The sequence below is a fragment of the Halorhabdus amylolytica genome (assembly GCF_004944975.1).
GTDB classification, from domain to species: Archaea; Halobacteriota; Halobacteria; order Halobacteriales; family Haloarculaceae; genus Halorhabdus; species Halorhabdus amylolytica.
In genome coordinates this window covers 373628-396514 of sequence record NZ_SPQG01000001.1, presented here as the reverse complement: position 1 = coordinate 396514, position 22887 = coordinate 373628, and the positions used below count along the sequence as shown (strand labels likewise).

Below are 22887 nucleotides of genomic sequence, written 5' to 3'. Positions count from 1 at the left end.
TCGTGGTCGATCGACAACGGTTGCGCCCGGACGGCAGGCTCTTGGGAACGCTCTTCCGAGTAGGTTCTATGATCGAAGACGGTTCGACGGCTCCGGACTTTTCCCTGCCGGGAATCGTCGACGGCCAGCCGGACTACTACAACCTGATGGACCCCCTGGGAGGGGGGCGTGCGGCGCTACTGCTGTGGTATCCAGTCGATTTCGTGCCGACGATCACGCCGGATCTGGTCGCCGCCAGCGAGTGGCTCGATCGCGACGATCTAGTGGTGTGGGGCATCTCCTCGGACAGTCTCTTCGCTCACGAAGAGTACGCCGAAACCCACGGTATCGAGATCCCGCTTTTGTCGGACCTGCACGCCACGATCGCCGACGCCTACGACGTCGTCCACGACGACTTCCGCGGACACGCGGGCGTCCCGAAGCGGGCGGTCTTCGTCGTCGATTCCGACTGGATGATTCGGTACGCCTGGAGTAGCGCCGATCCGCTCTCGGCGCCCACGGAGTCGCCGCTCGTGGGGGCCGCCGAGACACTCTCCTCGGTGCTTGGAGAACCGTTCGGGGCGCCGGCTGTCACCTATGAGTGAGCAGTCGGCTCCAATCAGGCGACGCTATGGAGCAGTATATAACGGACATAGTAATCTACTCCTTGGACGGGGCACTGTCACTACTCGATGACGGAAGACGTCACGAGACTGGGCTTCGTTTGCGTCCAGAACGCCGGCCGCAGCCAGATGTCGACGGCCTTCGCCGAGCGCGAGCGGGAGCATCGCGGGCTCGAAGACGCGGTAGCAATCGTCACCGGCGGGACCCACCCGGCCGAGGCAGTCCACGACGAGGTGATTGAAACGATGGACGAGGTCGGGATCGACCTCGCAGACCGGGAGCCACGGTCGATCTCGACGGACGAACTCAACGCTTGTGACATTGTGGCAACGATGGGCTGTTCGACGCTCGAACTCGACGCCGATGTCGAGGTTCGCGACTGGGCGCTTCCCGATCCCGACGGGCAGGATCCCGAGACTGTTCGTGACATCCGCGAGCAGGTCGAGGAAAACGTCCACGAGTTGTTCGAAGAACTGTTCGGGGCTGCCGACTAGGCAGTTCCCTCGGTGTCGAGCCGGTGGTCGGATAACGTTCTCGAAGTGGAAAGATATTCCTCGGTGGCGTGTGCCGCTTGCGACGATGCCCTCCAAAGGTCGACACCGACGCTCGCACTATTCGAAGACGAACCCGGGGGTCGAGTCGTGACTGACATCGGTGGGGCACTCGGGGAAGGGCTTGAGCGACTCAAACAGCTTCCCGCGTTGCTCGTGGTCCCGGCACTCGTGACGTTGCTGAGTGTCGGCGACCTCTCGACGGTCCTCGAACGCCGGGCGGTTGGCGGTCACGTCGGCGTCGAGTTCACCTTTCCCGTTCCGATCGACGATCTCGCTGGCCGATCCGAACAGCACCGAGAACCTGATGACGCCGTCCAGACGTACTGAGAAACGCGGCGGGATACCGTGTGTGCCGCCGATCCGAACGGATCTATCAGAGGAATTGCCGGATCACGTCGACGACGTCCTCGCCGCACTCGGTCGGCCGATAGGTCACATAATTGCCGTCCCGATCCGCAGTCACCAGTCCTGCCTCTTTGAGTACCTTGAGGTGATAGGAGAGCTTCGAATACTCGATGTCGAAGATGGCGACGAGATCACAGACACATAGCTCGGACTCGTCGAGCAATCGCATGACGAGGACGCGACGCTCGTCGGAGAGCGCCTCGAAGATGTCCAGGGCTGCCTCGAGGTCACTCTCCGCGACGATCGATTCCAGATCGGCCATCATTCCGGGGTCGACCCGGTAATCGTTCGCTCCTGAGGACATTTGTTTGCCGGACGAACGGGACCCAGACACAAATCAGTATCTGCAGCTTCGCCTGACGAGCCTCTTCCGACGGCCACGTCACGCCGACCGGAGAATATCGACCAGCTGGTCGACATCCGGGATGTCCCCCTCGGTTTCGATCTCGCCGTCGACAGCGACGGCGGGCGTGTGCATCACGCCGCGGTCGATGATCTCCATCTGTGCTTCGACCTTCTCGACGGTCGCATCGACGCCGTCGATGGTTTCGAGTGCGTCTTCGACGTTCTGTGCGGTCTGCTGGCACCTGGGACAGCCAGGGCCGATGACTTCGATTTTCATGGGTAGTGTGGATTGGCTTTTGTTGTGGTTCGGTCTCGATACATCAGACGATCAGCAGGCCCCAGATCAGGCCCGCGATGGTGGCCGAGACGGCGACGAGACCGACGTACAACGCCGTTCGCTTCGTGCCGATGGTCTTCCAGATCACCAGCATGTTCGGCAGCGACAGCGACGGACCGGCCAACAGCAGCGCCAGTGCCGGGCCGTCGGCCATCAGGCCGTTGGTGTATCCGAACAGCGAGCCGACGATCGGCACCTCCAGCAGCGTCGGCATGTACAGCATTGCGCCGATGACCGACCCGAGACCGGCTGACAGCACGGTCGTCTCGCCGAAGATGCCCTGGGTGAGCAAGCCCGGTGCGACCTGGTGGGCGACGAACGTCTCGCCACCCCTCGTGATCGTCTCTAAGGGCCCCATCCCCTGGGCGATGGCTGCGACCGCGCCGATGATGCCGATAACGAAGGTCCCGGCGAGCAACAGCGGGAAGATCGTCCGCGTGAAGAACCACGTCTCCTGGAGCCACTCGTCGATCTCGCTACGATCGAATTTGGTCCACAGCAAATAACCGAGCACGGCGAACAGCGGGCCGAGCAACGGCGCTTTGATCGCCCAGGTCAGCAGCCCCGTCGCGGCGATCAGCAGGATCGCGACCTGTGTGCCGAAGAAGCCGGCGGTCACCCATGTCGGGCGACGGTCGGTGACGTGTCCGCCGTCGGTCATCGCCGGATTTGTTTCGACACTTTCGTTCCCGTCGTTACTCCCGAAGACGAAGGCCATTGTCAGGCCGATGGCAGCGGCCATCGACACGGCGAAGAATGCACGTGCCCCACCGAGCGGGAGGCTCAGCGCACTCGCGGTGAACACCACGGCCAGGACGTTGATCGCCGGGCCCGAGAACAGAAAGGCCGTCGCGGGACCGATCCCCGCGCCCTTCCTGTAGAGGCCGGCGAACATCGGCAGGATCGTGCAACTACACACCGCAAGCGCCACGCCAGAGACCGACGCGATCGAGTAGGCGTGCAGTTTCGGCGCGTCCGCACTCAGGTACTTCGTCACGAAGTGGTCCGACAACACGGCCGAGATCCCACCGGCGATGAAAAACGCCGGCACCAGGCATGTGATGACGTGCAATGTCAGGTACGACAGCGTCTCGTCGATCCCTGCTCGAAGCACTTCGACGAGGAGTTCGACTGGCGTCACTGTGCGACCACCATTTCAAATATAATTAGAACAAATCAGGATATATTTCTGGCGGTTTCAAATACGATCAAAACAGTGTGCGTTGTCCGTCGGTAGGAAACAGTGGCGGACGGAAGTGACGTCCTCCGCGCCATTCACGGCGAGGCTTCCCTGCGTGAGAATGCCAGCTAATCACTGCGAGTGGGTTTCAACCCGAAATCACCGAGCGTCATCTGCTCTGATTGACTCTGTTTGGAGTGTGTCGTGGTACTGTCACGTTCGGCCCGCGACGGGCCGCCGTGATTTCCGTTGCCAGCCACCCCTTCAAAAATCGAATTCGTCGGGATCGTCCGATTCTTCTGGGTCGTCGGCTCGGAGGTCGGATGGGTCGAGGGCGTCGGGGTCGTCGACATCGAGTTCCCGTTCGTCGTCGGGTTCGAACGCCTCGGGTGGTCGTCCGGCTTGATCGATCACCTCGTCACTGACGACGACCGGGCAGTCCTCCCGGAGGGCGATCGCGATCCCGTCGCTGGGGCGGGCGTCGAAGACGGCATTCTTTCGTGATCCCTCGACGTACTGCTCGGCGTCGATTTTCGCGTAGAACGTACCGTCCGAGAGGTCGTCGATCCGGACCCGGTCGATCGCGGCACCGAACTCGGAGATCATCTCGATCAACAGATCGTGAGTCAGGGGCCGTTCGAAAGGCTCGTTCTCGATGGCGAGTTGCATCGACTGCGCCTGATCGCCGCTCACGAAGATAGGGACGAGTTGCTCGCGGGCACGTAGCAGGACCACTGGCGCCCCCGAGCCGTCCTCACCGACACCCACGCCGACCCCCTCTATCGTCGCTTCGTGTTCCATACCGTGATGTTGGACGTGCGAGGTGAAAAGTACTCCCCCGACGACGCGTCGTCGCCAGGAAGACGCTGTCTCCCTCGTGACGACGGATTTGTTCGACGATCCGCCCTCCCGTTTTCCGCTGTCGTCGTCCTTTTGGCTCCAGGTCGCCAACTTGACCCGATGAGCGATCCCGTTCCGGAGCGCGAGTACGACCGCGCCCAGGCGCTGAAAGCGGTGGCCCCGTTTCTCGCGCTCGGCCTCGCGGACCTCCTGTTGCTCCTGTTCTGGGGACTCGACCCGCTGTGGGGGTTCATGATCCTCCCGCCCATCCTGTTCATCAGTGTCCTGGCCTGGATCGGCTTCCGGACGGGGTTCATCGACGACCGCGCCGAGGATCGCGCCGCGCCGGTCGACGATCGTTGATCTCCACAGAAAGGAGCGACGCTCGCCACTGACTCATTCGGAAAAGAGATCGTCGACAACCGCCGGGTCACTCGCGAAAGAGGTCGTCGACCGCTGAGCGAGCGGCCAGCGCGGCATCGTCGGCGATCCGTTCCGTATCCGCCCGTCCGTCCGGCGCATCGAGATAGACATCTACTTCGAGTGTGCCGTCCTCGAAGGTCACCGTCACGTCCAGATCGTCGACTTCCGAACGGTCGAACCGAGAGAAGACGACATCCTCTGCGGCCTCCGCGGCGGTCTGGACGACGGTCTCGTCGCTCGGCTCGGTGCTCGCGTCCTCGCTCATGCCCCGCCGGCGCCCGGACCGACATCGGGACCGCCGCCGAGTGCGCCACCGCCACCGCCGCCGAGCATCTCCTGGAGTTCCTCCTGGAGTTCCTCGAACTGCTCTTCGACGCGCTGTTGCTGTTTCTCGAGCGTCTCGACGCGCACCTCGAGGTTGTCGACCTTTTCCGAAAGGTCGGCCTCGGCCTCGTCGTAGTCGGTCTCGACGAGGAGTTCGCCGATTTCTCGGTACATCCCGGTGTCGGGATCGACGTCCTCGAGCGTTTCGAGGGCGTTCTGGGCCTCGGTCAGCTGGGTCTCGGCCTGCTGTTTCTGCTGGGCGACCTGCTGGGCCGTCTCCTGGAGGTCCTGCAACTCTTCGAGCTTCTCCTGTGCTTCAGGTGGCAGATTTCCCTGCATATCCGAAACTCGTGATCCGTACTGAAAAACCCACCCTTTGGTTGCTACGGGATCACTGTTTTCCGCCCGGCCTCAATCAATGTCCCTCCTGCCGTCGATCACACTCGCGATGGCCCCACCGACCCCGCCGAGGACGACCGGATACAGGACACCAACCAGGAGGACACTTCCGAAGGGATCCGGCCTGATCGCCCCGTTTGCGGACAGGCCGCCGTAGCTTATCGAGAGATTCCACGTCGTCACGATCACGCCCGCGACGGCGATCGGGGCGTACCCCAGCGCGATCGAACTCCCGGAGAGAAAGCCGCGCCACACGTCCGGGACTGACGCGAGGAACGCGAGTGAGAATCCCACCGTCAGTAGCGTCACGACCGGCAGGAGCGCGAACCACCGTTCCCAGAGGATGCCTTCCGTAAGTGGAAGTGTCCCCATCCCGGATCGGCCCAGTCCTGACACCGCCATCACGATGTCGACGTTGTGGGCGGCGTAGTAGAGCCACCCCACGACCTGCCAGGTGCTGGGTAGGTCGATCATCGCGCCGATCCCGCTGAGTTCGCCGATCGTCCCGAGCCCGTCGTCGGGCAACGTTCCAGCCTTGCGCAGGTAGATCACTGCGAACCCGGCCAGGTACGCGATCACCCCTCCGACGAACCCCGCGGTGACTGTCCAGGACAGGTTCCACGTGGTCCGTCGTTGTCCCGCCATCGTATCACCGGAATGGTCTAATTAGTGTATAAAACTGCCGCCCGGGAAGCCGTGACTGGACGACGGAATGCCGGCGGTCGCTCATACGGACTGCTGTAAGTCATTTCGATATCGACCCCCCGAGTGCGGGCGGTCGTACCGGTAAACAGTTACAGCAGTCCGTATCAGTGATCGGGGGGATCGGACAGTACACCGCCACACTCTTCGGCGACGGCGACGAGTCCGGACCAGGTGTTCAGCCCGGCGCGAAGGGCGACCAAGTCCGACGCCTCGACAGTCAGCGTCAGCGTGGCGTCCGTCCGGTCGAGTCGGGTCCGCGTCCGGTCGCCGCCGATCTCGCCGACCTCCCGGGCGACACTGCGTTCGACGAGACGGGCGCTGTCGGGGTCGACGTAATCGAACGCGAGAACGGCCTCGTGATCCATCCGATCGAAACCGGTCGGTTACTCGACGTCGATCTCTTTGACGTCCCGGGAGCGCTCCTTCAGCAGGACCCGGTGCCCGCAGTAGGGACAGCGGACGCCGCCGTACTCGTCGAGTTCGACGTCCCGTTTGCAACGCGAGCACTTGTATGCCATATCACTCCTCCTCGTCCGCGGTCTCGGCGAGCGCCGCGCGGATCGACCGCTCGGCGGTCCGACCGCCCGGAGTCTGGGGGCTGTAGGCACCGCCCGTGAACGTGTAGCCACAGTAGCCACACTCCCAGACGCCGGTTCCCTGCCGCGAGACGCGTTCGCGCCCGCACTCGGGACACTCGTGTTCGTCGCGCATGTCCTCCTCGATCTCGGCGACGCGACGTCGGGCAACCCGCCCGTAGCGCGCGCCGAACCGGCCGGCGCTGCCGGTCTCTCCTCGTTCGGCCATAGTACTATCCTGTCACGCGAGCGCGCAAATAAACCTGTTGAGTCGGTCGTCTCCGATCTCGCTTTGACGTCACTCCGCCAGGTCGGCCTCCCGCAAGGCCTCGTTGAGATCCGCCCGGACGTGCTCGCCGAGCTCCCGATCGCCGGCGGTCGTGACGACGCGGTTCTCCTGGACGCTGGAGCCGTCCCGGATGAGGAGTCGGACGTTGCCGCCCTGATCTGCCCGGGTCGCCTTCGCCCGGACGCCGCCGCGGGCGCTCGACCCGCTGGCGTCGATCGGCCCCGGGATGATCTTCTTGACGTGGGGGTGGTCGGCGACCGTCTCGATGGCGCGCTTGCCGTCGCGGTCGCCGATCAGCGTCGAGTGGGTGCCGCCGATCTTCTCGGCCGTACTGGCCTCGACGACTTCGAGGGCAGGCTCACCACGACGCTCGATGACGCGTTCGACGGGATCGTCGCCTTCGACGCGGTAACACTCGTAGTGGAGTTGGGCCCGGACGGCGTCGATGATTGTTCGATCCCCGGTGACGTAGACTTCTTCGGGCCGCTTGCGGTGGACCTCGTCGACGATCTGACCGGCGAAGTTCCGGACTTCCATGCGGGTCAGCTCTCCCTCCTCCGGCGTGGTGGTGACCACGCGCGTTCCGAGCACCGCGTCGTCGTCGATCGTCGTCACCCGTGCGCGTTCCCGGTCGAGGTCGAGGACGACCACGTCCGCGTTCGCGGTGTGACACACCAGACAGTAGTCGCCGGGGCGGTCGAGTTCGGCGGCACACTGCCGGCACTGCATCATCCTCGGGTCGGGGCTCGCGCCGAATAAGCGGGACGATCCGCGGGTGCGGTCGAGGGAGGACGGCTATCGATACGCTTTGAATTCCTCGCCGAAGACGAGGAAGTATCCCGTGCCGAGGACACCGATCGCCGCCGCAAGCGTGAACGCGATCTCCGGACTGACGTAATCCCAGAGGTAGCCGCCGATGGCCGCGCTCGGGATGACGATCGTGTTCCGCAGCAGGTAGTACGTCCCAGTGACCCGGCCGCCGGCGTCGGCCTCGGCCGGCCCGACGATCAGCGCCTTGTGGGAGGGCAGCCCCGCGAAGCGTAGTCCCGAGAACGCGAAGACGGCGATCATCGCGGGTGACGTGGCAGGCGCATAGATGAGCACGACCGGGAAGATCGCGTATACCGCAAAGCCGAGCGCGACGACAGGTTTGAGGCCGACGTACTCGGCAGCCTTCGCCGCGGGAGCCATCACGAGCAACGCGACCAGCATCTCGACACCGAGCAGGAACCCGAAGAAGGCCGCTGGCGAGAGGGTGACGCTGTAGGACGTTCCAAAGAGAGCGACCGAGGCGTCGAAGCCGACTTCGAGGAACTGCGTGACCACGAGCACGAAGAAGACGTACACCATGCCGTTGGCGAACCGGACCAGCGTGTCGCCGACCAGCAGCGGTCGCAACTCGGCGGGCATCGCCCGGAGGTCCGCCCGGATCTGCTCGACGCCGGCAAACGAACCGCCGATCGTGTCCTCGCTCGCGTCGTACAGCCAGTGCTGGATGAGCGTGCCGAGCGCGCCGAAGATAACCCCGACCAGCAGGACGTACTGGAAGTTCGTCGCGAACGAGTCGCCCATCTGTCCGAGAATCGGCGAGAGGACGGGGACATTCCACTGGAGGTCGATCAGGATAGCCGCGAGCACCGGGCCGACGAGAAAGGCCACCCGGCGGAAGGTCTCTGTGCTCGCGAACCCGGCCGCCAGCCGCGAGGGCTCGGTCGCCTGCTTGACGACGGCGAAGGAAGCACCGAGGCCGAACGATTTCCAGGCTTGGGCGAAGACCAGGCCGACGAAGATCCACATCCAGGGTTCGATTGTCAGCCCACCGACGACGACCGCGTCGAACTGCCCGGCGACCAGCCAGACGGCGAACCCGAGCGTCGAGAGAGCGCCGAACAGCGTCAGCGCATATCGCGACCCGATCCGGTCGGAAATCGCGCCGCCGGGATAGGGGAACACCGCCGAGATGACGTTCCCGAACGTGCCGTAGAGCCCGACGACGAATCCCGATGCTCCGAGTGCAGTCATGTATTCCGGGAGATACCGACTGGTCATCTGAAAGCCCAGGCTGAACGCGAACATTGCCAGCGAGAGGACGAGGACATCCCGTCGGAGTGCGAAGAAGGATCGGAACGCGTCGATCGGGCCTGCCGCTTCGGCCTGCTCGTCCGGCATCATGGGGGTGTCGACGGCCACAAGTAAAAACCACTTGCCAGTGTCGCCGGGTCGAACGTCGAATCCGGGATGTAATCGCTCACCACTCGGGTCGCGGCGCGCCCTCGTACCGTTCGATCTCGTCGGTCTTCTCGACGCGATTGTAGATCTCCCGCAGCGTGTCTTCGGCCCGAAGCAGTTTGTGCTCCTCTAAGAACGCTCGTCCCTCCTCGCTGAGACCGTAGAACTTGTAGGGGCGGTCGTTGCGTCGGCGGTCCTCGGGAAGAAGTACCTCCTCGACGATCCCGGCGTCGACAAGTTCCTCGAGGTGCTGACGGATCGTCGTCCGGCTCTTCGAGGGATTGACGTAGTCGAGTTCTTTCAGCGTCGGCAACCCGTTGGGATGGCCCAAAATGTCCTGCAGCAACGAGAACCGCGTCTCCTGAGTGACGACGTTGAGCCGACTGCGGACGGTTTCGAGATCGCTCGGTTGTTCCCCCATGTCGTATTCTTCAACTGATTCGTTTAAGAGCGTTTCGCTCAATTACGAATCGCTATAGAGCGAAGAAAGATGTCAGAGAACGGTAAGTGACCGCTCAGAGGTCCGCCGGATCGCTCTTGGTGATCTCCCGGAGGACAACCGTCGCGTACGAGCCCTTCGGGAGTGCAAACGAGAGGGTCAGCGGCTCACGCTCGACGGAGAGCTCCGTCCGTAACAGGATCGCCCGTCGCGTCCCCTCAGAGTGGAACTCTCCGGGGAGGTCGAAGTCGGTCGGACTGATCCCCAGATCGTCGAAGACTGCCCGCTCGATCTCGCCCGGCTCACCATCAGCGAGTTCGCTTTCCGTTCCGAGCAGCGGCGCGGTCACGAACGCCCGCCCGCGCTCGCAGTGGCGACGGATCGTCCCGACGTTCTCGGCAGTCACGCGCTGGACCCGGTCGGTGTCTGGCAGTTCGAGGCCGTCGGGGGCGTCGTTGTCGGCGAAACAGACCACGTCGCCAGCGACTGGCTCGTCGAAGGGCAGCCCACGTTCCAGTCGGGCCGAGAGGATCCGGTTGAAGGCGTAGGACTGTGCGGCGTTGACGAACAACTGCTGGAGGTTCGTCGGCACGGTCTCTAGGGCCGCCCGGAAGTCTTCGGGCTCCTCGGCCCCGTTCTCGGCGAGGCGATGGCACATCGACCGCTCGTAGCCCAGGCGCTTGGGCAGTCGATCGAGTGCACCCTGCCAGTCCTCTGTTTCCGTAACGTACGCCCGGGACTCGCGTGTGTCCTCGCGCTCGCGTTCGTGTTGATTCCCGACGTAGGCGAGGACGGCATCCTTCCAGTCGCCGCAGGCGATCGCGAGGCCGACCTCGTGGGTGACCGGGCGCTGGCTGCCGAAGCGTTGCTGGCCGAAGTAGTTGGGCACGCCGATGCGGGTCGAGCTGTCGTCCTCGCCACTGCCGGACGCGCTGCCGGCGAACGCGGCGAGACCGCCGAGGACGGCATCGAGATTGCCGGGCGCGTCGGGATCGCTGATCTCGATCTCGAAGGCGTTGCCGGCCAGGTCGCCGAAGAGGATCGGCCGGCCGCTCCGACCCAGGATATCGATCTCGACGTCTGAGAGATCGATGGCTTCGAGACCAGCGGGATCGACCTTCGCGACGGAGAACAGCTGGGTCGTCCGGGCGTGTTTGTCTTTCGTCCCGGCCCAGGAGACGCGTTCGCGGCTAATTCCCAGCTGATCGGAGAGGACGTTCGCGAAGTCGTTGGTGTCCCAGCCCGCGAGCGTGGCGCGGAAGACGACGTGCGGGTACGCGCCGCGCTCGGCGTCGATCGGCTCGACGTCGAAGGCCTCGATCTCACGGACGCCGAAGGCCGCCGGCTCGCGGCGGAGCTGCCCGCCGACGCCGTCGCTGTCGCTGACGTAATATGCCATCCCGACAGCTTGTTCGACAGGGTGTGCCTCGCGCATGCGACGTTGCCTTTCGTATTCGGTCGCCGACCATGAACGTGCTGATCGCCGTCCTGAGGACCGGCGACCACCCGTGGCTTTTTCGTCCCGCCGGACGACCCTCGACGGTATGGCACACGATGCCGGAGACAGCTCCGGGGCAGTCGAAACGGAGCTGTCGCGGGACATGGGCCTTTTTGACATCACGTTCATCGGCGTCGGCGCGATGGTCGGCGCGGGCGTCTTCGCGCTGACGGGCTTTGCAGCCGGGATGGCCGGTCCCGCACTCACGATCGCGTTCGTCCTCAACGGGATCGTCGCCCTGTTCACCGCCGTCTCCTACGCCGAACTCGGGGCTGCCTTTCCCGAGGCCGGCGGCGGGTATCTCTGGGTCAAGGAGGCATTGGTCGACCCCAACGGCTTTTTCGCCGGCTGGATGAGCTGGTTTGCCCACGCAGTCGCTTGCTCGCTGTACGCCGTCACGTTCGGCGTCTTCCTGACGGAACTGCTCGTTTACGTTACCACAACTTCGGAGGATGATTTCCATGCGTGCCTTTCTTTCATACAGCGAAAGGCGAATCAGCCGTTCAGCGCGTGTGCACATTGACCGATGAGATTTGACGGTTTCAGATGTTTTTGGACTGTTGTGCATCACAGCAGCTTGTTGACCACTGCGATTTCTCATTTCCTCACAGAATGTTTTCCGAAGGATAGTCCACAATAACTACCTACTTTAAATAGCTAGTTTCTTATTCAGATGGCAATTTTTAATACCTGCTTGGGGAAACGAATAGACATGGTGTCCACGTTGGTACTGGGGGCAATCTTGACCCTTCTTGCGTGGGTCGCCCTCCAAGTCACCGTCATACATGGGAAATACGTCGTGGATCACATCGCAGATGGAACGTACAACAAGGGACCTCTAGCTGACCAAAGCGGGAGGGATTCAGATGAGTGAAGAGAGTGGGCTCCCGGGACACGACCACGGTGACGAACTGGCCCGGGATCTTTCGCTGTTCGATATCACAATGATCGGTATCGGCGCCATGATCGGTGCCGGGATTTTCGTTTTGACTGGGCTTGCTGCCGGACAGGCCGGGCCGGGGCTCGTGATAGCCTTCGCGTTCAACGGCTTCATCACGATCTTCACCGGGATGGTCTATGCGGAGTTGGGCTCCGCAATCCCGGAGGCTGGCGGTGGCTATCTCTGGGTGCGCGAAGCGCTGGGTCGTTCACAGGCGTTCCTCGCGGGGTGGATGTCCTGGTTCGCTCACGCAGTCGCCGGATCGCTGTACACGCTTGGGTTCGGCGCATTCGTCCACCTGCTGCTGACGGACTATTTCGGCATCCACCTCTTCGAACCGGTAGATCTCCTCTTTGTCTCGTTCGGCCCGGAGAAACTCTTTGCCGTCTTCGCGGGCGCGCTCTTCGCGTACATCAACTATCGTGGAGCCAAAGAGACCGGCCTCGCCGGCAACATCGTGACGATGGTGAAGGTAACCGTCATTATCGTCCTCATCGCGTTCGGCTTCGGCTATATCTTCGGGCACCCGGCGGAGGCAACCGACCGATTCAGGCCGTTTCTGCCGCGTGACTTCGGCGGCGTGTTCATCGCGATGGGGTTGACCTTCATCGCGTTCGAGGGCTACGAGATCATCGTCCAGTCGGGTGAAGAGGTCGTCAATCCCAAGAAGTCAGTTCCGAAGGCGGTGTTCTACTCGATGTCGGTGGTCGTCACGATCTACATGCTCGTGGCGATCGTTCTCATCGGCGCAGTCGAAGTGACGCCTGAACTCTTCGGGATGGCCCAGGAGGGGGCAGCCAGCGGAGCTCATGGTGCGACAAATCTCCCACCGATCCCGGGAAGCATCGAAGACGCCGCCGTCTGGGAGCTCCTCGGCCATCTCGGTGAACTCGGGCTTGCGCGGGCAGCCGGCCAGATCATGCCCTTCGGGACGCTTGTCATTCTCGTCGCTGGTGTGTTCTCGACGCTGTCCGCACTGAACGCGACGACGTACTCCTCGACACGTGTCTCGTTCGCGATGGGCCGAGATCACGTCCTCCCGGACGCGTTCAGCGAGGTCCATCCGGAGAAACAGACTCCGTATATCGCGACCGCACTGTCTGGTGGCCTCATTATTTTCATGGCTGTCGCACTCCCGATCGAAGCCGTCGCGGCTGCGACTGACGTGATGTTTCTCCTCTTGTTCCTCCAGGTGAACTACGCCGCGATCGTCATCCGGCGCAAGTGGGGAGATCAGATCGACTACGGATACGTGATGCCGTACTTCCCGTACGTCCCTATTATTGGAATCCTGACGAAGCTCGCCCTTGCGGTCTACCTCTTCAACTACAGCCCGCTGGCCTGGTACGGAGCCATCGCGTGGATCCTCGTCGGCATTGGGATCTTCTTCCTGTACTCACAACGTCGCGTTCGGGAGACCGAAGCCGAGGAGGAGACCCGTCTGATAGCCGAAGAACGCGCGCCCGAAGATCGCGGCTACCAGGTGTTGGTTCCGATAGCGAATCCCGAAAACGCGGAACAACTGATCCGCGTAGCGAGCGCTATTGCTCGCCACGAGGACGGTGAGGTGCTGCTGACCAGTGTTGCAACCGTCCCCGACCAAACGCCTCTCTCGGAGGGGAGAGAATACGCGGACGAACAGCGCGACCTGCTTGCAGAGGCAATGCAATACGCGCCCGACGATATTCCAGTTCACCAGACCGTCACCATCGGCCACGACGTCGCAAAGAGTATCAACAACATCGCCTATCAGCGCGACAGCGATCTCGTTTTGCTCGGGTGGCGGGGCCAGCGCAAGCGCGTATCCGACTACGCGCTGGGTTCGACCATCGACACGGTCGTCGAGAACGCTGAATGCGATGTCGCCGTCATGAAGACCGACGGCACGACGGAGTCCGAACGGGTCCTTGTTCCGACTGCTGGTGGTCCGAACGAGGATCTCGCGACGGCCATCGCGACGGCGTATGCGGAAGACGGCGCCGATGTGACGCTCTTCCACGTTGCAACTGAAGGCGACACTGAACAAGCGTATGAGTCCCTCGAACGGAGACAGGAAACGCTGGCTGACGCCGGTATTGCTGTCGACCTCGCCGTCGAAACGAGATCGAACGTTGTCCAGTCCATACTTGACTACGCTGGCGAGGAGGACTATGATTCGATCATCATCGGTGCTGCAGGAGAGGGAATTCTTCGGCGTGCTCTGTTCGGAGACATTCCTGAAACGATCGGGGAGGGTTTCGATGGCGAGGTGCTCATGGTCCGGAAACACCGGCCAGTAGCGTCAGCGATCAAAGAGTTTCTCCGCAAGTGGATCGGGAAGGGAGCACGTGCGACGGGTTTAGATAGCTGATTACCGGTCGATCACGTGCAGAACTGGTGGATACACCGGCTGATCAATCGCCAATAGTCTCATTTCGCCACCGAACTCTGTCATTGTTCGAGGGCGAATCACTTGCCAGTGAACATCGTCAGCGTCTCGTCAGAGAAGCCGGTTCTCGATAGAACTGTCACGAAATCGCCACTCTCTATTGTCGTCTCGCCCTTCGGAGTAATGGCTCGGTCGCCGCGCTCTATAGTCACGACCAGCACATCTGTCGTCAGCAGTCCTTCGTCTCCGGCCTCCTTGAGGGTAAGTCCAGCGACCGGCGCGTTCTCTCCGACGGCGATCTCGACGACGTCCGCGTCGCCGGCGAGATCCGCAACGCCAGTCACTGGTGAAACATCGTCTCGTTCCTCGGGGCCGAACTGCGCGTACGGACGAAAGTACTCGCGGTGGATGAGATCCTCGTCGTCAATTTCGACGCCCAATGCGGTGATATCCTGTGCGATCCGCATGAGGTCGTCCTGATCGGACCCGACCGCTTTGACTCGAAGATCACCGCGCCCGGTCATGACTTCACGCACGTGGACGACACCGGGAACACCGAGGACGCGTTGAGCGAACCGCTGTCGATCTGTGGCGGCGGTACTACACATGAACAGGTTCGTCAGTCGGCTTTCGACCTTCCCGTAATCAATGTGAGCATGATACCCTTGGATAGCTCCAGCGTCTTCGAGACGACTGATCCGGTTGCGGACAGCAGGTGCCGATAAATCCACGTCTTGCGCAATATCCGGAGCGGACGTGTGTCGGGCTTCCCTGGCCAGGTGGTACAGGATTCGTTTATCGATTGAATCGATCCCAATTCCCATATTTATACCGTGCCAGCGGAACGCCATTTAGGTTTATATTTGGATTCCAGTTTCCGCTCTCTGGCAGTCAATCCACACGGTGGGATGGCCAGTTTTGGTCAGGCAATGCCCGTCTTAGCGGAGAAGGGTCCAAGATCACGTGGTTAAACGAATCGTAATCTCTTCACCCTAATATAACGGAACCAATCGAATTACCCAAATATATTTTTGATTCGAGTGTATGGGTACACCAAGAACGACGATACCAGTTGTTGATCACCAATGAGCCAACCAGACTTCACTCACCTCCTTGTTCCTGTTGCAAACGTGGATGATGCGGAACAGACGTGTGACGCTCTAGATCAGTACCTCGATTCTGGGGTCGAGACGATCACGATCGTCCACGTTATTGTACAGACAGATGGATATTTGGACCCAGCCTCTCCCGAAGCCCTCGAACAAGAAGCCCAAGAGTTGTTCGACTATGTCGAGGACTACTTCGAAGATGGTCCCGAAATCAGACGTGAACTCCGCTATGGGTCCGATACGATCGAAGAGATCGTCGCCGCCGCTGACGAACTTGAGGTATCGGCAATCGGGTTCTCCCCTCGCCCGAAAAACCGCCTCCACCAGCTTTTGACCGAAAATACCTCGTACCGACTGGTCACGGAAAGTCACCATCCTGTTGTGGCATTCTCCACGGGAGATGAAGCGTAATGTCGGATACGATGAAGAGTGCCCAAACAGCCACACACGATACAGATCGTTGCTATCACTGGGCGTTGGTGTCCAGGGTTGGGAAACGCCCTGTCCATAACCGATAACCCATGAAATGTGAACGATGTGGGGCTGATAAACCGACGGAGCGGTACGAGGTTGATGGATTCACGGGGTACCTATGCGAAGAATGTGTCGAACAGTGGGAGAAATTGCATGGAAGCTAGGACTGGTTACCGGCCGACGATAGATATTTCCAATCAACCAGGACCGGACAGTGTTGCTGGCCCGCTCTCACGTGCTGAAGGTAGAGTGTACACACTTGGAGGTCATCATGGAATTAACTGAGGATCAACAGGAGACAGCAGATCGTATCCGAGAAGAATCTCCCGGTAAAATTGTCCGTCTTGACCCACATTATGATGGATTTCTCGTCGTCCAAGAACTACCAGATTCGAACCAACCCACCCTCTACAATGTGACGATTGAGAACCACGTGGGCGGCTCTGAATCTCTTCATTGGGAGTTCCTCGGACCCGTCGAACAGTCAGTAGTAGACTCCAATACCGGCAGTCGATCCTCTTAGAACCAGTCAGCAACATGTATATCATCATCGTCGGCGCAGGCGATATCGGAACACCTCTGATCGACATCGCAACTCGCTCAGGAAACGAAGTTGTCTGATAGAAAAGGACTCAGAGAAGGCCGACGAGATCGCGGTCGAGTTTGATTGTATGGTGCTCACGGCTGACGCCACAGTCAAAAACACCTTCGAGGACGCCGGAGCAGAGCAAGCTGACGCTATTATTTCGACCACCGATCAAGATGCGACGAACGTGATGGTTTGCCTGCTAGCCCAAGAGTTTGAGATCCCCGCGATTTTGTCGGTTGTACATAACCCCAACCACATGGATCTATTCAAGCAAATCGGCGTCAATACCATGGAGAATCCCCAGCAACTGATCGCCGAGTATCTGTATCGAGCCGACGACCCATCTGGTCGAGCGCGCGACCGGCGTCACGGGAACGCCGGCAACCGTCCCGACCTGGGAACTGTTGGGCGGACTCGGTGAACTCGGGATCATCGAGGCCGCCGGCCAGTTCGTCCCCTACGGCGTCGTCCTGTTGCTGTTCGCCGGGCTGACGGCGACGATGAGCGCGCTCAACGCGACAGTCTACTCCTCCTCGCGGGTGTCCTTCGCCATGGGGCGGGATCGCGCACTCCCGCGGATCTTCCAGCGGATCCACGCCGAACGGCGGACGCCCCATTGGGCCATCCTGTTGTCTGCCGTGTTCATCGCCGTCATGGCCGTCGCGTTGCCGATCGAGGCCGTCGCCGCATCGGCGGACATCATGTTCATCCTGCTGTTCGTCCAGGTCAACTGGACGCTCATCAGGATGCGCAAGACCCACCCGGACCTGCCACGCACCTACGAAGTCCCGTACCTGCCGTGGCCGCCCCTCATCGGGATCGGACTGCAGGTGCTCCTGTTGCCGTTTCTCGTCTACGCGCTTGGGCTGGAGGCCTTCGGAATCGGGACGAGCAATCACGGCCTCTTCGCGCTGGGTGCGACCGCCGTCTGGATGACGCTCGGACTGGTCGTCTATTACGCTTACTCCCGGCCGAAAGAGGCCGAGAAACGCGAAGCGGAGACGCCCACGGTTCTCGAAGAGCGCGCGCCGGTCGAGCGCGAGGAGCGCGTCCTCGTCCCGATCGCCAACCCGGACAACGCAACCCAGCTCCTCCGGACCGGGATCGACATGGCTCGCGACCGCGAGGCCGAACTCGAAGTGATGACCGTCGTCACCGTCCCCCACCAGACCCCGCTCTCGGAGGGGCGGGCGTTCGTCGACGAGCAGCGCGGGTTGATCGACGACGCGGTCGACTACGTCGAGCGGACAGCGCCGGACCTGCCGGTCAACGGGACGATCCGGATCGGCCACGACGTCTCCCGGGCCATCCACAACACGATCGAGCAACACGCCGTCGACCTCGTCGTCATGGGGTGGCGGAGCCGCGGCCGGCGGACGGATTACGTCCTCGGGAGTAACGTCGACGACGTCGTTCTCAACGGCCACTGTGACGTCCTCGTCGAGCGGATCGGCCCCGCCGGCGAGATCGACTCGATCCTTGTTCCAACCGCCGGCGGACCACACGCCGCCTTCGCGGCCGAGGTCGCGGCCGCGATCGCCCGCGAGACCGGCGCCGCGATCGAGTTGCTCTATGTCCGGTCACCTGACGACGATGAAGGGGATGCCGAGACCCGCCTCGAGAGCGCCCGGGCAGTGATCGACGATGGCGAGCTGGTCGTCTCGACGACAGTCGTCGGATCGGACGCCGTCGCCGAGGCGATCGTCGAGCGGACGGCCGACCACGACCTGACAGTGATCGGCTCGTCCCGCGAGAGCTTGCTCTCACAGCTCGTCTTCGGCGCGATCCCGGAGACTGTCGGTCGGGGCGCCGAGAGTACAGTCATCATGGCGAAACGGAACCTGGGACTCGTCTCACGTCTCACGCGGTGGTTGCGCAACGAACGAACGTGATCCGCACAGAGCCACTTCGGCGGGCCACAGTCCGTGTCGACAGAAACGGAACCGGATCTCGTCGCGTTATAGCGCGTCCTCAAGCGCGTCGAACTCCTCGATCTCGATGCCCTCGTCGGTGATCTCGGCGATCACGAGACCGTTGCCGGAGCCGGTGTCGCGCTCGCTTGCGGCCTGGACCGCTTTCGTTGCGAGTTCGCGTGCATCCTCGACAGACATGTCCGGATCGTATTCGCCCTCGATGGTCCCGTAGGCGACCTGCATTCCGCTGCCAGTGACGGCATAGTCGTCTTCCATGACGCCGCCAGCGGGATCGATCGTGTAGACGTGGGTGCCCTCGTCGTCGACGCCGCCGAGGACTGGGTGGATCGCGAAGAACGGGCCACCGCGGGCGAAGTTGCCCGCAAGCGTCGCCAGGGCATTGATGCTCATGGGTTCGTCCCGGCGCGTCTCGTAGAGACTAGCCTCCGAGCGTAGCGTCCGGATGAACGACTGGGCGCCGCCGACCGAGCCCACGAGCGTCATGGCCGCCGTCGGGTGAATCTCCTCGACTTTGACGACGTTCTTGTTCGAGACGAACCGACCGCCGAGACTCGCCCGGCGATCGGTCGCGATCACGACGCCCTCGTCCGTGGCGAGACCGACGGTCGTCGTGCCGGTCTTCGTCACGTTCTCGCTGTCGCTCTCTTCGGTTGTGATTTCGCCGAGTTCCGGTGAGTAGGGATCGGTTCTTCCGTCGTCGTGGGGGTTCATGTTCAGGTCGGGGTTCATTCGTCGTCACCTCCGAGCAAGTCGCGCTCTTCGAGGTGGTCCTCGATTACGTCCTGGCTCACGCCCAGGACGCCCTCTTCGTCGACAGTCTGGAGGTCGACACCGTCGGGGTTGAGCCCACCGTCGTCGGGTTCGGCGAGGCCCTCCAGCGCGAGGCCAACGCCCTGCTCTAAGGTCAGTCCGTCCTCGTAGTTGTCCTCGAAGTACGTCTGGATCTCCTCGCGGCCGCCGCCGACCGCCAGCGCCTGCCACTCATAGGGCGTTCCCGAGGGATCAGTCTCGAAGAGACGGGGCTCGCCGTCCTCCATGCCGCCGACGATCAGCGCGACGCCGAACGGGCGTGCGCCGCCGGTCTGGGTGAAATCCTGAATCGTGTCGGTGATAGCCTTCGTCAACGGTTCGACGCCCATCGGCTGGTCGTATCGCAGGCGCTCGACCTGGGCGCGTCGGCGCGCGAAGTCGATGAGCTTGCGCGCGTCGGCGACGTGACCGGCACTGGCAATGGCGATGTGGTCGTCGATCTTGTGCGTCTTCTCGATACTATCGCGCTCGATCAGGGGTGAACGAGTCTGTCGATCCGCCGCCAGGACGACACCCTCCTCGGTCCGAACGCCGACGCTCGCGCTGCCGCGCTTGACGGCCTCGCGTGCGTACTCGACCTGGTAGAGCCGACCGTCCGGCGAGAAGATCGTGATTCCGCGATCGTAGGCCTGTTGTTGCTGGTTTCCTTGCATAGTCTCGTGCGTTCACTGCGAGTTAGGGCACGTGCTACATAAAGGCTTCAGTAAGAGATAAGTAGGGGGATTGAAAGCGGTCGAGCCGATGCGGTCAGTACAGCGGGAGGTCGCCGGTTACGCGGTCGATCAGATCGTCGCGCGCAGGCCCGATCGCCAGCGCGGAGACGGTGCCCGGTTCGAGTTCAGTGTGACCGGCGTCCCGGACGATCGCGTGGGCGATCCCCTCGCGCTCGGCGACGTCGGCCAGTTCGAACAGCTGTGACTCGCCGTCCGCCTGGAGGACGATCTTCTTCTGGCCTTCTCCTTTCCACTCGCTTTGATCCCGTCGATCGGCGTCCTCGTAGGCCGAAAGCGAGGCGTGGGCGACCTGGGCGGCGAGCTTGCCTGCGCCCATGTTCAGGTCGGCCCGCGCGACGATCGCCTGTTTCATAGATCCCCGGACGGGGGGCGTCTGTAACTACCTTTCTATCCTCCGAATCGACGTTTCGAGCCTCGCGGGGCGTCGATCGGCTGGGAATAACCGTGGTGTTTTATTCGCGCCCGGACTCAGAGGTCGATATGATCCTTTCCGATCGGGACATCCTGGCGCGTCTGGAGGCGGGCGATCTCGTCGTCGAGCCGTTGGACGATCCCGACTTGCAGGTCCAGCCTGCGAGTATCGATCTGCGACTCGGCCGTGAGTTCTTGGAATTCCAGCGGACGAACATTCCCTGCATCCACCCCAACAGCGAACAGGAGGTCGACGAGTACGTCGAAGAGACTGTCGTCGAAGAGGGCGGCGAGTTCATTCTCCATCCCGGCGACTTCGTACTCGGGACAACCAAGGAACGCGTCGAGATCCCACCCGATCTCATCGCCCACGTTCAAGGTCGATCTTCTATGGGCCGACTTGCAGTTGTCATTCACGCGACAGCTGGGATCATCGACCCGGGATACCGCGGGCAAATCACGCTCGAACTCTCGAACCTCGGAACCGCCCCGGTCTCGTTGACGCCGGACATGCGCATCTCTCAGGTCATCTTTACGCGGCTTACCTCGCCGGCCCAACGCCCCTACGGCGTCGACCGCGGTTCGAAGTATCAGGACCAGACCGGGCCACAGGCTTCGAAGATACAGGGAGACAACGAGTTCGGAGGCGAACAATGACGACGTTCATTGTCGACAGACAGTCGGCGAGAAACGAGTACGAGTTCGGAGGCGAGCAATGACGGGGCGGGTCACGACGGGACGCGTCGACACCGTCGGGGGTGGACGATGAAGTTCATCGAGGAGATCGTCGTCGAGGAGTTCCTGCCGACCTTCCGCTCGCTGCTCGCCGAGCGTCTCAGAGATCGGGGCCTCACTCAGCGTGAGGTCGCCGACTTGCTGGGGATCAGCCAGAGCGCTGTCTCGAAGTACGCCCACGGCGAGGTCGAGCGCAACGAGGAACTGCTGGCCGACCAGCGCCTCGAGGAATTGGTCGGCCGACTGGCCGACGGGCTGGCCGACGGCGAGATCAGTCGCACCCAGGCGCTCGCGGAGGCGGAAGTGTTCGTTCGCCAGCTAGAGGAGGGAGATCTGCTCGCCCAACTTCACGAAGAAGCGTTCCCCCCACTTGCGGAACATGGGGGACCGATCGCGATCCACGACCCCGAGAGTCGGGTCCGCCAGTCCGAGCGAGTCCGTTCGTCGGTCCGCCGTGGACTGGGAATACTGGAGAATACCAGCGGGTTCGCCGGGCTGATCCCTGCGGTCGGCGCGAACCTCGTCGAGTGTCTCCCCGAGGCAGCGGGAATCGACGACGTGGCGGCCGTTCCGGGTCGGATCCTCGACGTGAAAGGACGCGCGTCGGTTCCTGGCGACCCGGAGTTCGGTGTCAGCGAACACGTCGCGGGCATGTTGCTGGCCGCACGCGAGCAGGGCAACGACGCCCGGGCGATGCTGAACGTCGCTTACGAGCCCGAACTGATCGAGAGGCTGGACGAGGCGGGATACGCGACCGTCGAATTCGACGCTGATGCGGCTCTTGGAACTGCCCTCACTGACGCGGATGGCGTGACCGAGGCGGATGTCCTCTACCAGACCGGCGGGTTCGGCGTCGAACCGATCGTCTACCTGTTGGGTCCCGACGCGCCGACGGTCGCCTCGCGTGCGCGGGACCTCGTCTGACATGACCGACGTCGGGCCGATCCAGCGGTTTTACGATCGCTGGGCGGGTCCGTACGATCTGATTGGGAATGCGCCGCCCGTCCGTGGGTGGCGTCGCCGGGCGGTCGACGCCCTTGATCTCGCGGGCGGCGAGACAGTCGTCGAGATGGGGTGTGGGACCGGCGCGAACCTGCCGTTGCTCCGTGAACGCGTCGGACCTTCGGGTCAGGTGATCGGTCTGGATTTGACGTCGGGAATGCTCGATTACGCCCGCGAGCGGATCGAGCGTGGTGGATGGGAGAACGTCCACCTCGTTCACGGCGACGCAACAGCCCCGCCGATCGACGGCGACGTCGACGCCGTCTTCGCGTCGTTCGTCGTGGGCATGTTCGACGACCCGGATGCGGTCGTCGAAGAATGGCTCCGACTGCTTGGAGGGGCTGGTCGGATCGCGCTGCTGGACGCCGGGCCGAGCGATCGACCGGCAGCGATACCTTTGAACGCTGTATTTCGGGCGTTCACGCGCCTGACTGCGCCAGCAAGCCGGACCACACCGGCCTCTCCTGCGATCGAACTCGGGCGGCGGGTCCGAACAGCACACAGCGAGGTGGAGCGACTCGCCAAAGAGTCGAACCGGGTGGCGTTCGGGTTCGGCTTTCTCCGTCTGACCGCCGGGCGACTCGCGTAACTGCCGGTCTTCGGAAGCGACGGAGTGGAACGCTTGTCCGCCCTATC

At 62.5% G+C, this 22887-nt stretch carries 27 protein-coding genes and 3 pseudogenes; 12 read left to right on the top strand and 18 right to left on the bottom strand.

Annotation, left to right across the window (positions count from 1 at the left end; translation table 11 throughout):
* The first annotated feature begins 68 nt into the window (after positions 1-68).
* From E3374_RS02030 to E3374_RS02020, 3 genes are all read left to right on the top strand, one after another.
* The gene (locus E3374_RS02030) at positions 69-584 is read left to right on the top strand and encodes a redoxin domain-containing protein (RefSeq protein WP_136687202.1); all 516 of its coding nucleotides are present in this window, start codon (positions 69-71) and stop codon (positions 582-584) included.
* 87 nt (positions 585-671) lie between these two features.
* Complete coding sequence (locus E3374_RS02025; protein ID WP_136687200.1) at positions 672-1097, top strand: arsenate-mycothiol transferase ArsC; 426 nt, start codon at positions 672-674, stop codon at positions 1095-1097.
* 147 nt (positions 1098-1244) lie between these two features.
* The gene (locus E3374_RS02020; RefSeq protein ID WP_136687197.1) at positions 1245-1484 is read left to right on the top strand and encodes a hypothetical protein; all 240 of its coding nucleotides are present in this window, start codon (positions 1245-1247) and stop codon (positions 1482-1484) included.
* 46 nt (positions 1485-1530) lie between these two features.
* Here E3374_RS02020 and E3374_RS02015 read toward each other — a convergent pair whose 3' ends face one another.
* From E3374_RS02015 to E3374_RS02000, 4 genes are all read right to left on the bottom strand, one after another.
* Positions 1531-1866 (bottom strand): ArsR/SmtB family transcription factor, encoded by a 336-nt coding sequence (locus tag E3374_RS02015; protein ID WP_136687195.1) that lies wholly within the window; start codon positions 1864-1866, stop codon positions 1531-1533.
* A gap of 78 nt (positions 1867-1944) precedes the next feature.
* Positions 1945-2184: a thioredoxin family protein gene (locus E3374_RS02010; protein WP_136687193.1), complete on the bottom strand. Its 240-nt coding sequence runs from the start codon at positions 2182-2184 to the stop codon at positions 1945-1947.
* A gap of 43 nt (positions 2185-2227) precedes the next feature.
* A complete protein-coding gene (locus tag E3374_RS02005; RefSeq protein WP_136687190.1) occupies positions 2228-3385 on the bottom strand; it encodes a permease in 1158 nt (385 codons plus the stop codon).
* 303 nt (positions 3386-3688) lie between these two features.
* Entirely contained in the window at positions 3689-4225 is a 537-nt protein-coding gene (locus E3374_RS02000) for a bifunctional nuclease family protein (RefSeq protein WP_136687188.1), read from the bottom strand.
* A gap of 159 nt (positions 4226-4384) precedes the next feature.
* Here E3374_RS02000 and E3374_RS01995 point away from each other — a divergent pair, with 159 nt between their 5' ends.
* Positions 4385-4627 carry a hypothetical protein gene (locus tag E3374_RS01995; protein ID WP_136687186.1) on the top strand — a complete coding sequence of 81 codons (243 nt, stop codon included), beginning with the start codon at positions 4385-4387 and terminating at the stop codon, positions 4625-4627.
* A gap of 67 nt (positions 4628-4694) precedes the next feature.
* Here the strand turns inward: E3374_RS01995 and E3374_RS01990 are convergent, their stop codons facing one another.
* The 10 genes from E3374_RS01990 to truD all read right to left on the bottom strand — a co-directional run bounded on the left by E3374_RS01990 (position 4695) and on the right by truD (position 11082).
* Positions 4695-4952: a DUF3194 domain-containing protein gene (locus tag E3374_RS01990; RefSeq protein ID WP_136687184.1), complete on the bottom strand. Its 258-nt coding sequence runs from the start codon at positions 4950-4952 to the stop codon at positions 4695-4697.
* Complete coding sequence (locus E3374_RS01985; RefSeq protein ID WP_136687182.1) at positions 4949-5350, bottom strand: prefoldin subunit beta; 402 nt, start codon at positions 5348-5350, stop codon at positions 4949-4951. The genes E3374_RS01990 and E3374_RS01985 overlap by 4 nt, the downstream gene beginning before the upstream one ends.
* A 72-nt stretch (positions 5351-5422) precedes the next feature.
* On the bottom strand, positions 5423-6055 hold the full coding sequence (locus tag E3374_RS01980; RefSeq protein WP_136687180.1) for a hypothetical protein: 633 nt from the start codon (positions 6053-6055) through the stop codon (positions 5423-5425).
* 164 nt (positions 6056-6219) lie between these two features.
* A complete protein-coding gene (locus E3374_RS01975; RefSeq protein ID WP_136687179.1) occupies positions 6220-6480 on the bottom strand; it encodes a KEOPS complex subunit Pcc1 in 261 nt (86 codons plus the stop codon).
* Positions 6481-6498: 18 nt separating this feature from the next.
* Positions 6499-6633 carry a DNA-directed RNA polymerase subunit P gene (locus E3374_RS01970; protein ID WP_136687177.1) on the bottom strand — a complete coding sequence of 45 codons (135 nt, stop codon included), beginning with the start codon at positions 6631-6633 and terminating at the stop codon, positions 6499-6501.
* A gap of 1 nt (position 6634) precedes the next feature.
* Positions 6635-6919, bottom strand: coding sequence for a 50S ribosomal protein L37ae (locus E3374_RS01965; protein ID WP_136687174.1), 285 nt, complete (start codon positions 6917-6919; stop codon positions 6635-6637).
* Positions 6920-6988: 69 nt separating this feature from the next.
* Positions 6989-7708, bottom strand: coding sequence for a DUF2103 domain-containing protein (locus tag E3374_RS01960; RefSeq protein ID WP_136687172.1), 720 nt, complete (start codon positions 7706-7708; stop codon positions 6989-6991).
* 66 nt (positions 7709-7774) lie between these two features.
* Positions 7775-9148, bottom strand: coding sequence for an MFS transporter (locus E3374_RS01955; protein ID WP_136687170.1), 1374 nt, complete (start codon positions 9146-9148; stop codon positions 7775-7777).
* A gap of 79 nt (positions 9149-9227) precedes the next feature.
* On the bottom strand, positions 9228-9629 hold the full coding sequence (locus tag E3374_RS01950; RefSeq protein WP_136687168.1) for a helix-turn-helix domain-containing protein: 402 nt from the start codon (positions 9627-9629) through the stop codon (positions 9228-9230).
* A 94-nt stretch (positions 9630-9723) separates the two neighbouring features.
* A complete protein-coding gene (truD, locus tag E3374_RS01945; RefSeq protein ID WP_136687166.1) occupies positions 9724-11082 on the bottom strand; it encodes a tRNA pseudouridine(13) synthase TruD in 1359 nt (452 codons plus the stop codon).
* A gap of 109 nt (positions 11083-11191) precedes the next feature.
* On the opposite strand from truD, the pseudogene E3374_RS01940 reads away from it, so the two are divergent.
* Positions 11192-11575: pseudogene (locus E3374_RS01940) on the top strand (APC family permease); the annotation flags it as partial.
* A 436-nt stretch (positions 11576-12011) separates the two neighbouring features.
* Positions 12012-14435 carry an amino acid permease gene (locus E3374_RS01935; RefSeq protein WP_136687164.1) on the top strand — a complete coding sequence of 808 codons (2424 nt, stop codon included), beginning with the start codon at positions 12012-12014 and terminating at the stop codon, positions 14433-14435.
* A gap of 98 nt (positions 14436-14533) precedes the next feature.
* On the opposite strand, the gene E3374_RS01930 is transcribed toward E3374_RS01935, so the two are convergent.
* Complete coding sequence (locus E3374_RS01930; RefSeq protein WP_136687162.1) at positions 14534-15277, bottom strand: Lrp/AsnC family transcriptional regulator; 744 nt, start codon at positions 15275-15277, stop codon at positions 14534-14536.
* A gap of 261 nt (positions 15278-15538) precedes the next feature.
* On the opposite strand from E3374_RS01930, the gene E3374_RS01925 reads away from it, so the two are divergent.
* From E3374_RS01925 to E3374_RS01915, 3 genes and pseudogenes are all read left to right on the top strand, one after another.
* On the top strand, positions 15539-15973 hold the full coding sequence (locus tag E3374_RS01925; protein WP_136687160.1) for a universal stress protein: 435 nt from the start codon (positions 15539-15541) through the stop codon (positions 15971-15973).
* 600 nt (positions 15974-16573) lie between these two features.
* A pseudogene (locus E3374_RS01920) lies at positions 16574-16959 on the top strand (potassium channel family protein); the annotation flags it as partial.
* Positions 16952-18517, top strand: a pseudogene (locus tag E3374_RS01915) (amino acid permease); the annotation flags it as partial. The pseudogenes E3374_RS01920 and E3374_RS01915, both read left to right, overlap by 8 nt.
* A 66-nt stretch (positions 18518-18583) precedes the next feature.
* On the opposite strand, the gene psmB reads toward E3374_RS01915, so the two are convergent.
* From psmB to pth2, 3 genes are all read right to left on the bottom strand, one after another.
* On the bottom strand, positions 18584-19288 hold the full coding sequence (gene psmB / locus E3374_RS01910; RefSeq protein ID WP_394347448.1) for an archaeal proteasome endopeptidase complex subunit beta: 705 nt from the start codon (positions 19286-19288) through the stop codon (positions 18584-18586).
* On the bottom strand, positions 19285-20022 hold the full coding sequence (gene psmA, locus E3374_RS01905) for an archaeal proteasome endopeptidase complex subunit alpha (RefSeq protein ID WP_136687156.1): 738 nt from the start codon (positions 20020-20022) through the stop codon (positions 19285-19287). The genes psmB and psmA overlap by 4 nt, the downstream gene beginning before the upstream one ends.
* Before the next feature lie 94 nt (positions 20023-20116).
* Positions 20117-20455: a peptidyl-tRNA hydrolase Pth2 gene (pth2, locus tag E3374_RS01900; RefSeq protein WP_136687154.1), complete on the bottom strand. Its 339-nt coding sequence runs from the start codon at positions 20453-20455 to the stop codon at positions 20117-20119.
* Between the two features lie 128 nt (positions 20456-20583).
* Here pth2 and dcd point away from each other — a divergent pair, with 128 nt between their 5' ends.
* The 3 genes from dcd to E3374_RS01885 all read left to right on the top strand — a co-directional run bounded on the left by dcd (position 20584) and on the right by E3374_RS01885 (position 22840).
* Entirely contained in the window at positions 20584-21171 is a 588-nt protein-coding gene (gene dcd, locus E3374_RS01895) for a dCTP deaminase (protein WP_136687151.1), read from the top strand.
* 108 nt (positions 21172-21279) lie between these two features.
* The gene (locus tag E3374_RS01890) at positions 21280-22173 is read left to right on the top strand and encodes a thiamine-phosphate synthase family protein (protein WP_136687149.1); all 894 of its coding nucleotides are present in this window, start codon (positions 21280-21282) and stop codon (positions 22171-22173) included.
* 1 nt (position 22174) lies between these two features.
* Positions 22175-22840: a class I SAM-dependent methyltransferase gene (locus E3374_RS01885; protein ID WP_136687147.1), complete on the top strand. Its 666-nt coding sequence runs from the start codon at positions 22175-22177 to the stop codon at positions 22838-22840.
* Positions 22841-22887: the final 47 nt, after the last annotated feature.

Excerpts from the sequence above, each read along its gene's own strand:
- E3374_RS01885 (WP_136687147.1), top strand. The coding sequence starts at position 22,175 with ATGACCGACGTCGGGCCGATCCAGCGGTTTTACGATCGCTGGGCGGGT.
- E3374_RS02015 (WP_136687195.1), bottom strand. The coding sequence starts at position 1,866 with ATGTCCTCAGGAGCGAACGATTACCGGGTCGACCCCGGAATGATGGCC.
- E3374_RS02010 (WP_136687193.1), bottom strand. The coding sequence starts at position 2,184 with ATGAAAATCGAAGTCATCGGCCCTGGCTGTCCCAGGTGCCAGCAGACC.
- dcd (WP_136687151.1), top strand. The coding sequence starts at position 20,584 with ATGATCCTTTCCGATCGGGACATCCTGGCGCGTCTGGAGGCGGGCGAT.
- E3374_RS01925 (WP_136687160.1), top strand. The coding sequence starts at position 15,539 with ATGAGCCAACCAGACTTCACTCACCTCCTTGTTCCTGTTGCAAACGTG.
- E3374_RS02030 (WP_136687202.1), top strand. The coding sequence starts at position 69 with ATGATCGAAGACGGTTCGACGGCTCCGGACTTTTCCCTGCCGGGAATC.
- E3374_RS01890 (WP_136687149.1), top strand. The coding sequence starts at position 21,280 with ATGAAGTTCATCGAGGAGATCGTCGTCGAGGAGTTCCTGCCGACCTTC.
- truD (WP_136687166.1), bottom strand. The coding sequence starts at position 11,082 with ATGCGCGAGGCACACCCTGTCGAACAAGCTGTCGGGATGGCATATTAC.
- E3374_RS01995 (WP_136687186.1), top strand. The coding sequence starts at position 4,385 with ATGAGCGATCCCGTTCCGGAGCGCGAGTACGACCGCGCCCAGGCGCTG.
- E3374_RS01965 (WP_136687174.1), bottom strand. The coding sequence starts at position 6,919 with ATGGCCGAACGAGGAGAGACCGGCAGCGCCGGCCGGTTCGGCGCGCGC.
- E3374_RS01935 (WP_136687164.1), top strand. The coding sequence starts at position 12,012 with ATGAGTGAAGAGAGTGGGCTCCCGGGACACGACCACGGTGACGAACTG.
- psmB (WP_394347448.1), bottom strand. The coding sequence starts at position 19,288 with ATGAACCCCGACCTGAACATGAACCCCCACGACGACGGAAGAACCGAT.
- E3374_RS01930 (WP_136687162.1), bottom strand. The coding sequence starts at position 15,277 with ATGGGAATTGGGATCGATTCAATCGATAAACGAATCCTGTACCACCTG.
- E3374_RS01980 (WP_136687180.1), bottom strand. The coding sequence starts at position 6,055 with ATGGCGGGACAACGACGGACCACGTGGAACCTGTCCTGGACAGTCACC.
- E3374_RS01955 (WP_136687170.1), bottom strand. The coding sequence starts at position 9,148 with ATGCCGGACGAGCAGGCCGAAGCGGCAGGCCCGATCGACGCGTTCCGA.
- psmA (WP_136687156.1), bottom strand. The coding sequence starts at position 20,022 with ATGCAAGGAAACCAGCAACAACAGGCCTACGATCGCGGAATCACGATC.
- E3374_RS01985 (WP_136687182.1), bottom strand. The coding sequence starts at position 5,350 with ATGCAGGGAAATCTGCCACCTGAAGCACAGGAGAAGCTCGAAGAGTTG.
- pth2 (WP_136687154.1), bottom strand. The coding sequence starts at position 20,455 with ATGAAACAGGCGATCGTCGCGCGGGCCGACCTGAACATGGGCGCAGGC.
- E3374_RS02000 (WP_136687188.1), bottom strand. The coding sequence starts at position 4,225 with ATGGAACACGAAGCGACGATAGAGGGGGTCGGCGTGGGTGTCGGTGAG.
- E3374_RS01990 (WP_136687184.1), bottom strand. The coding sequence starts at position 4,952 with ATGAGCGAGGACGCGAGCACCGAGCCGAGCGACGAGACCGTCGTCCAG.
- E3374_RS01960 (WP_136687172.1), bottom strand. The coding sequence starts at position 7,708 with ATGCAGTGCCGGCAGTGTGCCGCCGAACTCGACCGCCCCGGCGACTAC.
- E3374_RS01975 (WP_136687179.1), bottom strand. The coding sequence starts at position 6,480 with ATGGATCACGAGGCCGTTCTCGCGTTCGATTACGTCGACCCCGACAGC.
- E3374_RS02025 (WP_136687200.1), top strand. The coding sequence starts at position 672 with ATGACGGAAGACGTCACGAGACTGGGCTTCGTTTGCGTCCAGAACGCC.
- E3374_RS01950 (WP_136687168.1), bottom strand. The coding sequence starts at position 9,629 with ATGGGGGAACAACCGAGCGATCTCGAAACCGTCCGCAGTCGGCTCAAC.
- E3374_RS01970 (WP_136687177.1), bottom strand. The coding sequence starts at position 6,633 with ATGGCATACAAGTGCTCGCGTTGCAAACGGGACGTCGAACTCGACGAG.